The following is a 14163-nucleotide window of genomic DNA, read 5'->3' on the forward strand; positions in this document are numbered from 1 at the left end:
TATGCGCAGCACATCACAGGGACACATTATTCAACTTGATGGAATCCGCTTCATTGCCATCGCGCTGGTGCTGATCGAACATCTTTTTGTAGAAATCAATACGGTGCCCGTCGGCGCTACAGGAGTGACAATCTTCTTTGTACTAAGCGGCTTTTTGATTTCCCGGATTCTCCTGAAAAGCAAAGAGAAAAACTATGAACTGGAAGGCGGGTTCAAAAAATACCTTAGCAAATTCCTGATCCGCAGAACAATAAGGATCTTTCCGGTCTATTATCTGACCATTTTCCTGCTCTATATCTTCAATGTGCCTCCTGTAAGAGAAAAACTGGGCTGGCTGGCATTGTACGGGACAAATATTTATATGGCCTGGAATAAAACCTGGATGGGTTCTATGGATCATTTGTGGTCACTGGCCGTTGAAGAGCAGGTTTATTTATTCTTTCCTTTCCTTATATTTTTTATTCCAAAAGGCAAGCTGGTTCCGGTTTTGGGCATTATGGGCTTGCTAAGCCTTGCATTTCGTTTTTACTATTTCTACACACATCCGAATTTTGCCCTGGACGACTGGATTGTTACGTATGTAAGTACGCCAGCATGTCTGGACTCATTTGCGTTGGGTGGCTTACTTGCGTGGTTGCAGCTTTACAGGAACGATTTTTTTGAGAAGCTTTTCAGTAAATCATGGCCTGTTGTGCTTGCATTCGCTATATGGGTCCTGCTTCAATTCTGGTCTAAAACATTTGATAACCGTTTCAATGTATCATTTGTAGTCCTGGACAGAACGGTGTCGTCTATCTTTGGCTTTTTCCTGATTGGGCGGGGCGTTATGGGTTACACGGGAATCATGGCCGCATTTCTGGAAAATCCAGTGAGCATTTACTTGGGAAAAATCAGTTACGGCTTGTATCTCTATCACAATTTCGTCTATAACCACTTCCATAGTGGCCCTATGCATCCTACTGTTCGCATTTTCCGGAAAATCTATCAATATGCTCCGGAACTGAAAGGCTCGGTTGCCTTTGAAGCGCTGGTCGTGATCCTCTTAACGATTGCTGTCGCTGCTGTCTCCTGGCACTTTTTTGAGAAGCCCATTAATGCCTTGAAAGACAGGTACGCTTAGTAATTTATCATTACCCATAGCCCGGTTACAGGCTTTATTTATTAATTTCGCGCAACCATACCAAATAAGTTTCTGCATGTCGTACCTTCTTAGTATAGTAATGCCCGCATACAATGAACAGGATTGTATCGAAAAGGTAGTATATAATTGGACTAATTTCTTAAAAAATAAATTTCCCAACGACAATACAACACTGATTGTAATCAATGATGGTTCGAAAGACAATACGAAAGTGCTTTTGGACAAATTACAACAGGAGGTTACCAATCTGACAGTTATCAATCAGAAAAACGGTGGTCATGGCAATGCAGTCGTAAATGGCTATCGCAAAGCGCTTGAACTGAATTCGGAATATGTTTTCCAGACAGACAGCGATGATCAGTTTGTTTCCGATGATTTCGATAAACTTTGGAACAAGCGCAGCCAATCACAGTTTATACTAGGTTACAGACAAGTAAGGCACGATGCCGGCGTCCGTTTGTTCATCACAAAATTCCTTCGCGGAACGATCTCGACGGTTTATGGCACATTCATTATGGACAGTAACATTCCTTTCCGTTTAATCAAAGGAACGTTCCTGCAAAAACTGATGAACCAATTGCCTGATCCTGAGCCTTTCGCACCTAACATTTTCTTGTCTGTGATGGCCAAAAAATCGGGTCAGGAATTGTTCGATATCCCCATTACACATAAAGACCGCGAAACCGGAACGGTTTCGATCGTCAAATGGAACCTGTGGAAGGTTTGTATACGCAGCTTTAAAGAACTGTTGCGGTTTCGCCTGGAACTCAATGATAAAGTGAGAGCGATCCGTGCTTAACCATTAGGCTTGTGTCGAAAAAATACATTTTAGCTATCCTGCTCGCTGCTGTCATTGCAGCAGCAGGATATTTTCTGTTCAAATATTCGAGAGGCTCGGCTGCTGCGTGGAAATTCATCCCGTCCAGCGCGCTCGTGGTCATTACCAGCGAACATCTTCAGGACTCTCTTTACGTCGCTACGGACGCCAATCTGGATGTGAAGCGGCTTCCTCTGCTGGATGTTGCAAGCGACAACTTATCGCTCCTTAACCTTTTCACAAAAGACCAGAAAAAGTTAAGTAACTTCCTCAAAAACAAAGCCGTATCCTACTCCTACCATCCGCGCACAAGCACAGAATGGGGTGTGATCATGTACATTCCCATTGCTAATGAGGAAGAATCGAAATGGCTGAGCACGCCGCAGAATCCCAATATCCGCGCGCTGCACCATAACTTTCAGGATCATCGCATTACGGACATTATCGATGCCAATTCACGCCCGCTTTTTTCGTATCTTATTGAAGATCATTATTTAATTGTAAGCTATTACGGCGATCTGATTGAGGATGCAGTCCGGGCTTCTTCTATCAACATTGAATCATTCAGGCTGAAATCACGCTTCTCCGATCTGAACGATTCGGACTATGGAACAAGCATTTATCTGCGAAATGATGCCTGGAAATCCGTTATCGCCGGTGATAATATCAATAGCAACTTTTACGAGTTCGGCCGGAATTTTCCAACATTCCAAGATTTTCACATTGAAGAAGCGAAGTCAAAAGGCGGTCTTTCATTGAAGTCGACCGGAACTGATGCACCGGATTATTACCTTACCAACATTATCAAGGACATTCCCGGTGCCCCGTTCAGCGGTCACAAGCACATATCTCAACAAACGTCATTTCTTTACAGATCGGGAGTTGTAGACCGGGCTGCATTTCAGAAGGAGTTTAAAAAATGGCATAAAAAATACAAGTCAGAATCGTGGAATAAGCTTGCTTACTACATTGGAAAGGAAAGCAATCAGCTCATCGATAACCTGGGTGCCGAGTTGATTTTATGTCAATTGGAAGAAAATAACAGCATTAGTGACGGCAAGATCTTGTTGGCTGAGTTTTCGAATTATGAAAAATTGCGGCCTGTGCTGCAAAAGCTGGCGCGCCTGGCAAATGAAGAAACCAATGTTTCCATTGACCAATATCAGGGTTACGACATTTACTCTGTGCCCATTCCAGAGCTGCCGTCTGGCCTCTACGGCCCGATGTTTACCGGTTTCCCGCGCAGTTATATTACTTACATTGCGCCTTATCTGGTGATCAGTAACAACTCCCAGGTTTTGCAGAATTACATTGTCGACTACGAAAATCAGATTACCTGGAAACAATCCCCTGAATATGACAGCATCCTTACTTCTGCGAAATCAGAAGCCCAGCTTTCCTTGATCGTCAATTTGCGTAAGGCGCAGACGCGTGCAGGCAATGGCGGGATTAAGAAATATAATGATTTGATTACTAAGATGGAATCACTCGTATTTCAATGCAAATATGAGGACGGCGATGCATTTCCGGAAATCACACTTATTCCCAAAAAACGCCAGACCGCCAATAAAGTCCTGAACCGCACTTTCCTGAACATTGACATTGAATGGCCGGAAATTTTCGATTCCCAGTTGGCGGCTTTGCAGAACCCGATCGATGGAAGTTCGGAAATATTGCTGACCGACAAGCAAAATAACTTGCTAAGGACCAATAATTTACGAGAAGGAAAAACCGAAACCATTGCCAAGCTAAACGGGCCGATCATTACATCTGCCTATAAGGTCGATTTTCTTAACATTGGACGGCAACAGCGTATTTTTGCGACTAAGAGCACGGTTTACGCATTGGACGAAGATGATTCTACCACCGTCACAACATTTACTGGCTCGCTGCCATCCGGCCAGGATATTGCTGCATTGTACGCGATTGACGGTGGTGATGACGGCAGTAACCGGTTTATTATAAAAAATACGGCGGAAGAGCTTTTCCTTTGGGAAAGCGTCACAAAGCCGATCAGGCGACTGAACCATTCGGTTCAGTTTGAGAACATTCAAAGTCCCGTTGTTGCATTGAACCAGATCGGGAATCGGGGGTTTATTGTAACACAGAAAAACGGTAAGATTTTCCTCTTAAAGGAAAACGGCACGGTCAAGCAAGGTTTCCCGGTGGACATCCTGACGCGGACGGAAAGTGCATTTACGTGGACGCAGAATCCCGCAACCGGCCAGCCTGAGCTTGTAGGGGTGAGTGTTTCCGGCGAGTTGATACGCATTAGTCTGGATGGCAAAATTACTTCCCGTAAGCAATTGCTAAGACCTGAACCCGGCTCGAAATTCAAGACATTATTTGACCGGAATTCGCTGGATTGGATCCTGATCCGATCATTGAATTCTAAAACGGCGATCATCACAAAGGATGGAAACGATCTTTTTGAAATAAAGGACATTCTTCCGAATTCGATCATTCAATATCACTTTTTTGGCGTTGACAATCGCTTTATTATCATTAAGTCAGGAAGTTACACAACGGTTTTCGACATGACCGGCAAGCGGCTGGGCGACAAGGCTATCCCGTCCGAAATGCCTGTGCAGCTCACTTATCAGCCCGGATATTACAAATTGCTTATATTCAGCCGTTCGGAGAAAAAAATACAGGTTTGGTCTATTAAGCTTCGTTAGCAGTTATGAAGTTTTTAAAATACGCGGTTTTATTTTTGGGATGCATTGTCTGGGCCACCGGGCTTAACCCTACCCTGTTAGCATTGGTTGGAAAATACAGATTGATCACCGACGGTTATCAGTACGGTGACCTTTACCGCATGGCCAACCTGTCCGCATTCAAAGATCCGCGACAAGAATGCCCGCCATACACGCCTCCCGCGAGGAAAAGCACTGCAAAAAAAGTGCATTTGTATATCGTAGGCGATAGTTTTACGGAAGCGCAGCGCGTAGGAAAAAGTGATTTCGCGGTGGATCAATATGCATATGTTAAGTGGGCCGATGTGCTGCATGTGAAACTCGACACGTCGGCAACCAACATTCTTTTGCTTGAATCCGTAGAACGCCATTTCAGACAGCATCTGGCAACACCCGTAACCTCCGTTGTGCCAGATTCAGCCTCATTCACGCAACAGATCTCGTCATCCAAATTTATGCACAAACTGGATGCAGCATTCAACGGGAAACAAGCGCAGGACCGCTTTGAGGCTCTTTTGTTCCAAAATGAAGCTTTTTTGAAGGTTAAGGAATGGAAAGCCGATTTTACCTATCATCTTTTTCATCGTGTCAACACCAATGTTACCCTGGTCGACAATGACCGTGCCGTGGTTTCACACATGGACACAGACACGCCCAACGTTACTTCTTCGTTCACCGAAGTCCGGAATTCGGAACTGGATTCGCTGGTGATGAATCTTGAATTGACAAAAAATGCTGCGCTAACAATGGGTTTTGACTTCGTTGCGCTAGCTATCATTCCCAACAAAGTTTCTGTTTTACAGCCTGACTACGGCGTTTATAATCAACTGATTGAGCGGGTTTACACCCATCCAAAGCTGCCGGTTCCCTACATTGACGTGCTTACCGATTTCCGCAAAATGGGAGCTGCTTCTTACCTGAAAGGGGATTCCCACTGGACTTGTGAAGCACAGAATTTGTGGCTCAACAAAGCCAATGCATTGATTAACACACTCGTTGATCAGGAAAATATTTAAATGCCTGACTGCTTATCTGCCGGGATTTTCTACATTTAAGTGAACAAATGTTACGTTCACGCTTTTAAAGATTGGATCGTATGTCAGAGAATCTCCCGCGCAGCTCACGTTGCAAAATTGAAAGACACTATTGCTGCTTTCTTGCCATTCTGATTCTGCTCGGTTCAGTTTCCGTAAAAGCGCAGAATAACCAGCTCAAACCGGGCTTTGATAAAGAGGAATATTTGGAATTGCTCAGGATGCACGTTCTGTTATATGACTCCACAAAGGTTGACCCTACAAAACCAAAATCTGCAATCACAAAACCGACCCATTTTACGAATGTATACAACTCTTCCGTGGTGGGCCTGGACAACAAATGGGGATTGTGGATCAGCAAAAAGCACCCTATCGCAGTGCTGAATGTCCGCGGGACGACGGTGAATCCCGTCGGTTGGTTAGAAAACTTTTATGCGGCCATGGTGCCGGCAAAAGGTGAGGTTAAGCTGGCGAATGACTACACATTTCAATATCATTTGGCCGATAATCCGGACGCGGCCGTTCATATCGGCTGGCTTGTCGGGATGGCTTTTTTAGCGAGAGATATTGTTCCAAAAATCGATTCCTGCTACAAATCAGGCATTAAAGAATTTCTGATTATGGGCCACAGCCAGGGAGGCGCCATCACTTTTCTGCTTACTTCTCATCTTTATCAATTACAAAAAGACAAAAAGCTGCCTGCCGATATCCGTTTCAAGAGTTATGCAAGCGCAAGCCCGAAAGTCGGAAACACTTATTATGCCTACGAATACGAGAGCCTGATTGACGGTGGCTGGGGTTATAATGTGGTAAATGCAGCAGATTGGGTGCCTGAGCTGCCCTTTTCCGTGCAGACCCTGGATGACTTTAATGAAACCAATCCTTTTAAAAACATTGACCCGGTTATTAAGAAACAAAAACTGCTAACCCGGTTTGCCCTGAAGCACGCTTACAAGCAGATGAAAAACCCGAGTGTTAAGGCGCAGAAAAACTATCAGAAATACCTGGGAAATTATGCGTCGAAGTCCATTAAAAAGGCATTGCCGGAGTTTCAGCCGCCGGTTTATTTCAAAAGTGCCAATTACGTCCGCATAGGGCCTACAATTGCATTAATCCCGGATGCAGCATATTACAAGCTATTCCCAGATTCAGATACGCAGGTGTTTGTGCATCATTTGCCAGACCCGTATTTGTATTTAATGCAGAAATACAAACATTAATCTCAACAAGTTTCAATTCGAATATGCGTTTATTTTTTTACTCAATCCTCTTCTCCTTTACATTATCAGCACAGGCCCAGTACACAACCCGATTTGAAAGCAGCGGCGGCAAACAAACGCCAACTTATGAAGAAGGGATTGCTTTTTACAAACTTCTGGCCAAGGACTTTCCGCAGATTCAGATCACTGAAAAAGGACTCACCGACAGCGGGTATCCGCTTCACCTGGTGTTATATTCAAAAAGCAAAACATTCGACATTAAAAAACTAAAATCGCAGCAAAAAGCCATTCTGCTGATTAATAACGCCATTCACCCGGGCGAGTCGGATGGTGTGGATGCGTCCATGATGCTGCTGCGCGACATAGCCGTTAATCCGGGAAAATTCCCTGAGCTGGACAATGTGATCATAGCCGTAATTCCATTTTACAACATTGGCGGTGCATTAAACAGGAACAGCACAACGCGCACTAACCAGGCGGGGCCGAAAGAATATGGTTTTCGCGGCAATGCCCGGAATTACGACCTGAACAGGGATTTTATCAAGAATGACACCAGAAATGCACGAAGCTTTGCGGCTATTTTCCATGAATTGGACCCCGATCTTTTTGCAGATACACACGTGAGCAATGGCGCTGATTATCAGTATGTAATGACATTGGATTATGCACAAAAAGATAAGCTGGGAGGCAAATTGGGCTATTTCAATGATAAGGTTTTCCTGCCTTATATGTACAAGCATTTAAAAGAATCGGGATTTGAGGCAACGCCTTATGTCAATTCCTGGGGCCAGACGCCGGACAAGGGTTTTGTGCAGTTCCCCGACTGGCCGCGCTATTCAACAGGTTATGCTGCATTATTTCACACGATCGGCGTGATGACAGAAACGCATATGTTGAAGCCTTATGACAAGCGCGTTGCCGCAACTTACGCTTATTTGTTGGGCAACATTAAGTTCCTGGCAAGAAACCGCAGGGAGCTTCTGAAACTTCGGAAAGACACCAAAGAGGCTGTAAAAACGCAGGAGAAATTTGCTGTTTCGTGGGAAGTCAATAAAGTCAAAAACACGCAAATTGACTTTAAGGGTTTTGAACCTGAATACGTTACCAGCAAGGTGAGCGGAACGCAAAGGTTATCATACAACCGCTCCAAGCCATTTACCAAAAAAATCCCTTTTTACGACACTTACTCGCCATTAGACGAGGTGACCAAGCCCGTTGCATACATTATTCCGCAAGGATGGCACAACATTATCGACCTCATGAAGCTGAATGGTGTAGAAGTCAAGCAGTTAGAGAATGACGGTGAAATGGAAGTGGAAACTTACTATATCCAAGAACTGGAAACGCCCAAGCAGCCATTTGAGGGCCACTACTGGCATACGAGCGTGACTACGAAGACTGTTAAGCAGCAGGTCAAATTCAAGAAAGGCGATTGGTATATTCCTGTAAACCAATGGACTAACCGTTACATTGTAGAAACGCTGGAACCGAAAGGTGTAGATTCTTTTTTCAAGTGGAATTTCTTTGACACGATCTTGCAATCCAAGGAACATTATTCCGCCTATGTGTTTGAAGATCTTGCCGCCGAGCTGCTCGCCAAGGACGTCAGCCTGAGGATCAAGCTGGCAGATAGGCGTAAAAATGATCCTGAGTTTGCAAAAAGTGCCGCGGCGCAGCTGGACTTTATTTACGACAATTCGCCATACCGCGAAAAGGAATATATGCGCTATCCGGTATTCAGGGTGATGAAATGATGCTTTTTAGAAACGCAGCCCCAGATTGAAATTGAATTCGCCGGTGATATTAATGCCGCCATTGCTTATCTGCCGGTTGTCATTATAAGTCTCCCGGTCGATATACCGCGACCCTAACCCTGCGTTCAAGCCAATCTGGAAGCGTTCTGTGATTTGGAAATTCACATAGTTGTTGACGATAATGCCAAAGCGAAAAATTTTTGTTTCGGTATTGTTGCCCGTATAGGTTCCTGTGTTCGGATCGTAATAACCGTTATTGCGGGACTGTTTTCCAAAGCCGGTAAAAACGCTCGGTCCAACGGCATAGGTAACTTTTCTTTGTCCGAAGGGATATATTTTCAAGCCAGGAGAAAAGTAGAAGGACTCTGTCTGATCGCCATTGCCATCAAACGTATAGTTAAAACGGTCCGGAAAAATGATGGAAATAGGCAGTATGACGCCAAAATAACCTTTTTCATCTGCCAGGATTTCATAGCTCAGCCCCAATCCTGGTCCGCTATCCAATGCTTTGAACGGCGAAAAGTTGATCAGATGCCTTCCAAAAAGATACGAGTTGCTCGCCGGTTGTGCGCGCCGCTTGCCCGGCAGATTTCTTTCGTCGATGAAAACAGTTTGTCCGTTTCCAAACTCAATGCGGTTCAGCTCATTTTTTTTAATCACGAAACTGGCACTTCCGTCTTCCGAGCTGATTTTGTAAGAAACGCGGTCGATCCCAACTTCTGTAACCTTCCCCTCAATGGTCGAGCCGTTTTTCTTAACGAGAACATCCTGGCCGTTTGTAACTACGAATATCGCTGATAATAATACAGTTAGCGCGAAGGATCTGATCATAAAACAAATGAGTTGATGAATGTCAATCAAATTTAAACAATCCTGGATACTTTTGCGGAGTATATGGACTGAACGTTTAAAAATATACTACTGTTATACCCTTGGCTTACAAGGGCCTTTATATTATTCAGGCTGTTTTTATATTAATATAAAGGACAGCCATTTAAAAAAATCAAATGACATTTCAAGATTTAAAGCTCATTGAGCCTATTGCTAAGGCTCTTCAAGAAGAAGGATACACCACTCCCACCCCCATCCAAGCGAAAGCGATCCCCATTATCCTGGATCAGAAAGATTTACTAGGCTGCGCGCAGACAGGCACAGGAAAAACAGCAGCATTTGCTATTCCAATGCTTCAATTGCTTCATAATAATCCAGTTGGAAAATTCGAGAAAAGCAGAATCCGCGCATTAATTTTAACGCCAACACGTGAACTTGCGATCCAGATCGGTGAAAGTTTCGCTGCTTATGGTCGGCATACGGGTGTTAAGCATACAGTGATCTTTGGTGGAGTTGGTCAAAAACCACAAACGGATGCGCTTCAAAGGGGCGTAGACGTGCTTATCGCAACACCAGGACGTTTATTAGACCTTATTAATCAAGGCTTTATCAAGCTGAACCAGCTCGAATTCTTTGTTCTGGATGAGGCTGACAGGATGCTGGACATGGGTTTTGTGCATGATGTTAAAAAAGTGATCAAGCTGCTTCCCGCTAAAAGGCAATCGCTGTTTTTCTCAGCTACAATGCCACCAGCCATTGTAACATTAGCTAATACGATTTTAAGAAATCCGCTGAAAGTAGAAGTAACTCCGGTTTCCTCCACTGCGGACACCATTCGTCAGTCTGTTTTTTTTGTAGATAAATCTGATAAAAATTCGCTTTTACTACACATTTTGAGGGACGAATCCATTGCAACTGCATTGGTTTTCACCCGGACAAAGCATGGAGCAGATAAAGTTGTGAAGGTTTTGAGAAAAGCAGGCGTGAGCTCTGAGGCAATCCATGGAAACAAATCCCAGAATGCCCGTCAGAACGCTTTGAAAAACTTTAAAAGCCAGACCACCAGGGTTTTAGTAGCAACAGACATTGCTGCAAGGGGAATTGACGTGGATGACTTGACACACGTTATCAACTACGAGATCCCTAACATTCCTGAAACTTACGTGCATAGAATCGGTAGAACCGGTCGTGCTGGCGCCAAGGGAATTGCATTTTCATTCTGTGATCTGGATGAAAAAGTCTATCTGAAAGACATTCACAAACTGATTGCCAAAAATATCCCGGTTGTAAACGACCATCCGTACGCAACGGGCCGGTAACAATGACAAGGAATACTTACACCGACATTAACCTCCATGAGGCCAGGCAATTAGGAAAACAACCTGATGCTGTATTAGTTGATGTAAGGGAAACCTGGGAATTTGAAGAATTTAATGAAGGCGGAGTTAATATTCCTTTGGCCGAGATCCGCGAAAGAAGAGCGGATCTCGTTCCATATAGGCGCATTATCGTAATTTGTACAAATGGTGTAAGAAGCAAAGTGGCTGCCATGGACTACTGCCGCGTGCCGGAGTGGCTCGATAAGCAGATTTTCCATGTCCACGGTGGGATTATTGAGTCGGAATAGATGTCCGAAGCTGAAATTTGCTAAGTCTTACAGGCTTGGCAAGTCCAAAACACCCTCAAAAACCCTAACCGCGGGCCCTATCAAATGAATGTTGTCAAATCCTGACGGCGTTTCTTCAAAATCAACTTTCAATGTGCCGCCAATTGTTTCAATGGTAATTGGCCCGTCAAAGCCGTTGCGTAAATGCGCCGATAATGCACATGCAGTTACACCCGTTCCGCAGGAGTAAGTTTCATCCTCAACGCCCCGTTCGTAGGTCCTGACGCTTAAATGATTGTCCTCGATCACTTCAATAAAATTCACATTCGTTCCGCCTTTCGGCCCATAAACCGAACCATAGCGAATCTCACTGCCGATATTCACAACATCCGTTTCCGACACATTATCTACATAAGTGACATAATGCGGTGAGCCGGTGTTCATGAAATCAAACTCTTCATAACGCTCCACATTGCTCACCGGCGACATTTTCAAGCTAATGACATCACCCGTAACCGTGGCCTGATGCAAACCATCAACTGCTATAAATGTCGTTGCATCCGTAAAAAGCCCTAAATCGTGCGCGAAGCGCACAACACAGCGTCCGCCATTGCCGCACATGCTGCCCTCGCCCCCATCCGCATTGAAGTACACCATTCTGAAATCGTAGCCCGGCTCATTCTGCAACAGGATCAGCCCATCGGAACCAATGCCGAACCGGCGGTGACAGATAGAAGCGATCAACTCTTTCGAAACCGGAAATGTTTTGCTTCGATCGTCAATCATCACAAAATCGTTTCCCGTTCCCTGATATTTAAAAAAAGCAATGTTCATATTATTAATGTTTCCGTCGGTTTAAACCGACGGGCATGGGGTCCATTTAAATTGACGGACAAATAAAACAATGGCCGCCGGTTGAAACCGGCGGACAATGGAAAAACAAAACCCTGCAAGAAATGATCGCTTGCAGGGTTTAAATTTTTTTGTCCGAAGGAAATTTATATTACTTCGATACTTTAAGCTCTTTAATACGAGCGGCTTTACCCTGACGGCCACGTAAGAAGAACAGACGTGCACGACGCACCTTACCGCGACGAATCAATTCGATTTTAGCGATACTTGGTGAAAGAATTGGGAAAACACGTTCTACGGCAATGCCGTTTGAGATTTTACGTACTGTGAAAGTTTCACCGCTTCCGCTAAGGTTACGACGTTGCATAACCGTGCCCTGGAATTGCTGAACACGCTCTTTGTTACCTTCACGGATCTTAACGTGTACGTTGATCGTGTCGCCTGAAGTAAATTCAGGATACTCGGATTTACGATTTTCAATCGTAGCTTCTACGAGTTTAATAAGTTCGCTCATGACGAATGCTTTTTTGGATTTAAAATGATAGCTTGCTTCCAGCGGATGAGGTGACGCCCCTTCATTCAAAACAGCTCTTGCGAAAACGAGTGCAAAGCTAATATTTTTTCTTTGTTTGTAAAAGCATTTACATGAAAATCCTAAATGTTGAACAGATTCGCGCACTGGATGCCTATACTATTGAAAATGAGCCGGTTTCGTCGCTTGATTTAATGGAACGGGCTTCAAAAGCATTCGTGAGATGGTTTTGCGACCAATTTGTAAATACACGCCCTGTTGCTATTTTTTGTGGCAAAGGAAATAATGGCGGGGACGGACTGGCGATTGCCCGGATTTTGAGCTCCAATAATTATGATGTTCAAGTTTACATCGTTGAATACACAGACAAAGCTTCTCAGGATTTTCAGAGCAACCTAGCCCGTTTAAAGGATCATTTGCAACCCGTTACTATCACTGCCCAGGGTTCATTCCCAACATTGGCACCCAACGTGATTTGCATTGATGCCTTATTAGGATCCGGTTTATCAAGACCCGCCGAAGGGCTGTTGGCGCATGTAATTGATTCTTTAAATGCACTTCCCAACAAGCTGGTTTCCGTCGACATTGCAAGCGGGTTGTATGCTGATAAAAGCAATCAAAAGGATGACCCGATAATAGAACCTGACTTCACCGTCTCATTTCAGCTGCCAAAGATTGCGTTTATGATGCCTCAAAACTCGAAATTTGTGGGTTCATGGCATTTGGTGGACATTGGTTTGCATGAAGAATTTATTAAAAATGCAGAAACGCCTTACCATTATACAGACAAGCGCACAGCAGAAAAACTAATTAAGCTAAGGGACAAGTTTTCTCATAAAGGCACTTTCGGGCACGCATTGCTTATGGCAGGGAGTTACGGCAAATTGGGCGCTGCCGCCCTTTCGGGCAAGGCTTGTCTCAGGTCCGGCGTCGGTTTGCTGACCATGCACATTCCATCCTGCGGATATGACATTATCCAGATTTCCATTCCCGAGGCAATGGCCATTACGGATCAGAATGCCAAACATTTAAGCGAAGTAACGGATCTCACATCTTACTCAGCCATCGGCATCGGCCCGGGCGTTGGCAAAGACGCTGCGACTGTTCAAGTTGTAGAACAACTGTTGGATGGCATCAATGCGGATGATATAAAAGCCAGATTGATGATTGATGCGGATGCCTTGAACATTTTGTCAGAAAACCGGCACCTGCTGGATAAATTACCCGAAAACACTGTCCTAACCCCACATCCCAAAGAATTCCAGCGCCTGGCAGGAGAAAGCAAAGACGAATTTGAACGCTTACAAATCGGCATTGATTTTGCCAAAAAACACAAAGTAATTATCTGTCTGAAAGGCGCCAACACAGCCGTTATTCATCCAAACGGCGAGGTGCATTTCAACTCCACCGGCAACCCCGGCATGGCCACAGGCGGCACCGGCGACGTGCTTACAGGGATAGTAACCAGTCTTTTAGCCCAAAAATACGAACCTGAGACAGCGGCAATCCTGGCAGTATACCAACACGGCCTGGCAGGTGACCGCGCCGCCGAGCAACGAGGACAAAGCGCGCTGATCGCTTCGGATTTGGTGGAGCATTTGGGTTGGTGAAAAGTTTTTGTTTAAATCTTTCGTTACTTAATTGAGAAAGCCACGTCTAAATGAGCGTTGCGGCGATATT

12 protein-coding genes are annotated in these 14163 nt (G+C 44.6%); 9 read left to right on the forward strand and 3 right to left on the reverse strand.

The features are described from left to right. The first annotated feature begins 1 nt into the window (after nucleotide 1). The 6 genes from NFI80_RS11785 (at nucleotide 2) to NFI80_RS11810 (ending at nucleotide 8662) form a co-directional block, all read left to right on the forward strand. Nucleotides 2-1120 carry an acyltransferase family protein gene (locus NFI80_RS11785; protein ID WP_235158366.1) on the forward strand — a complete coding sequence of 373 codons (1119 nt, stop codon included), beginning with the start codon at nucleotides 2-4 and terminating at the stop codon, nucleotides 1118-1120. Between the two features lie 76 nt (nucleotides 1121-1196). Continuing rightward, nucleotides 1197-1940 (forward strand): glycosyltransferase family 2 protein, encoded by a 744-nt coding sequence (locus NFI80_RS11790; protein ID WP_026630941.1) that lies wholly within the window; start codon nucleotides 1197-1199, stop codon nucleotides 1938-1940. Nucleotides 1941-1951: 11 nt separating this feature from the next. Beyond that, a complete protein-coding gene (locus NFI80_RS11795; RefSeq protein WP_235162951.1) occupies nucleotides 1952-4636 on the forward strand; it encodes a DUF3352 domain-containing protein in 2685 nt (894 codons plus the stop codon). A gap of 5 nt (nucleotides 4637-4641) precedes the next feature. Continuing rightward, complete coding sequence (locus NFI80_RS11800) at nucleotides 4642-5670, forward strand: hypothetical protein (RefSeq protein ID WP_235162950.1); 1029 nt, start codon at nucleotides 4642-4644, stop codon at nucleotides 5668-5670. Nucleotides 5671-5750: 80 nt separating this feature from the next. Then, complete coding sequence (locus NFI80_RS11805) at nucleotides 5751-6908, forward strand: lipase family protein (RefSeq protein ID WP_235162949.1); 1158 nt, start codon at nucleotides 5751-5753, stop codon at nucleotides 6906-6908. Nucleotides 6909-6931: 23 nt separating this feature from the next. After that, nucleotides 6932-8662, forward strand: a complete 1731-nt coding sequence (locus NFI80_RS11810) for a M14 family metallopeptidase (protein WP_235162948.1) — start codon at nucleotides 6932-6934, stop codon at nucleotides 8660-8662. 6 nt (nucleotides 8663-8668) lie between these two features. Here NFI80_RS11810 and NFI80_RS11815 read toward each other — a convergent pair whose 3' ends face one another. Next, on the reverse strand, nucleotides 8669-9493 hold the full coding sequence (locus tag NFI80_RS11815) for a hypothetical protein (RefSeq protein WP_235162947.1): 825 nt from the start codon (nucleotides 9491-9493) through the stop codon (nucleotides 8669-8671). Nucleotides 9494-9669: 176 nt separating this feature from the next. On the opposite strand from NFI80_RS11815, the gene NFI80_RS11820 reads away from it, so the two are divergent. Both NFI80_RS11820 and NFI80_RS11825 read left to right on the forward strand, forming a co-directional pair. Further along, nucleotides 9670-10812, forward strand: coding sequence for a DEAD/DEAH box helicase (locus NFI80_RS11820; RefSeq protein ID WP_026630936.1), 1143 nt, complete (start codon nucleotides 9670-9672; stop codon nucleotides 10810-10812). Between the two features lie 2 nt (nucleotides 10813-10814). Beyond that, the gene (locus NFI80_RS11825; protein ID WP_233795778.1) at nucleotides 10815-11120 is read left to right on the forward strand and encodes a rhodanese-like domain-containing protein; all 306 of its coding nucleotides are present in this window, start codon (nucleotides 10815-10817) and stop codon (nucleotides 11118-11120) included. A 27-nt stretch (nucleotides 11121-11147) separates the two neighbouring features. Here NFI80_RS11825 and dapF read toward each other — a convergent pair whose 3' ends face one another. Together dapF and rplS are read right to left on the reverse strand one after the other, a co-directional pair. After that, nucleotides 11148-11933 carry a diaminopimelate epimerase gene (gene dapF / locus NFI80_RS11830; RefSeq protein ID WP_235162946.1) on the reverse strand — a complete coding sequence of 262 codons (786 nt, stop codon included), beginning with the start codon at nucleotides 11931-11933 and terminating at the stop codon, nucleotides 11148-11150. Nucleotides 11934-12102: 169 nt separating this feature from the next. After that, the gene (rplS, locus tag NFI80_RS11835) at nucleotides 12103-12465 is read right to left on the reverse strand and encodes a 50S ribosomal protein L19 (RefSeq protein WP_233796335.1); all 363 of its coding nucleotides are present in this window, start codon (nucleotides 12463-12465) and stop codon (nucleotides 12103-12105) included. Nucleotides 12466-12596: 131 nt separating this feature from the next. Between rplS and NFI80_RS11840 the strand changes: the two genes are divergently transcribed. After that, on the forward strand, nucleotides 12597-14093 hold the full coding sequence (locus tag NFI80_RS11840; RefSeq protein ID WP_235162945.1) for an NAD(P)H-hydrate dehydratase: 1497 nt from the start codon (nucleotides 12597-12599) through the stop codon (nucleotides 14091-14093). The last annotated feature ends 70 nt before the right edge of the window (nucleotides 14094-14163 follow it).

The organism is Dyadobacter chenhuakuii (assembly GCF_023821985.2).
Lineage (GTDB): Bacteria > Bacteroidota > Bacteroidia > Cytophagales > Spirosomataceae > Dyadobacter > Dyadobacter chenhuakuii.

Coding starts and splice junctions, on each gene's coding strand:
- NFI80_RS11785 (WP_235158366.1), top strand. CDS start 2: ATGCGCAGCACATCACAGGGACACATTATTCAACTTGATGGAATCCGC.
- NFI80_RS11790 (WP_026630941.1), top strand. CDS start 1,197: ATGTCGTACCTTCTTAGTATAGTAATGCCCGCATACAATGAACAGGAT.
- NFI80_RS11800 (WP_235162950.1), top strand. CDS start 4,642: ATGAAGTTTTTAAAATACGCGGTTTTATTTTTGGGATGCATTGTCTGG.
- NFI80_RS11805 (WP_235162949.1), top strand. CDS start 5,751: ATGTCAGAGAATCTCCCGCGCAGCTCACGTTGCAAAATTGAAAGACAC.
- NFI80_RS11810 (WP_235162948.1), top strand. CDS start 6,932: ATGCGTTTATTTTTTTACTCAATCCTCTTCTCCTTTACATTATCAGCA.
- NFI80_RS11815 (WP_235162947.1), bottom strand. CDS start 9,493: ATGATCAGATCCTTCGCGCTAACTGTATTATTATCAGCGATATTCGTA.
- NFI80_RS11820 (WP_026630936.1), top strand. CDS start 9,670: ATGACATTTCAAGATTTAAAGCTCATTGAGCCTATTGCTAAGGCTCTT.
- NFI80_RS11825 (WP_233795778.1), top strand. CDS start 10,815: ATGACAAGGAATACTTACACCGACATTAACCTCCATGAGGCCAGGCAA.
- dapF (WP_235162946.1), bottom strand. CDS start 11,933: ATGAACATTGCTTTTTTTAAATATCAGGGAACGGGAAACGATTTTGTG.
- rplS (WP_233796335.1), bottom strand. CDS start 12,465: ATGAGCGAACTTATTAAACTCGTAGAAGCTACGATTGAAAATCGTAAA.
- NFI80_RS11840 (WP_235162945.1), top strand. CDS start 12,597: ATGAAAATCCTAAATGTTGAACAGATTCGCGCACTGGATGCCTATACT.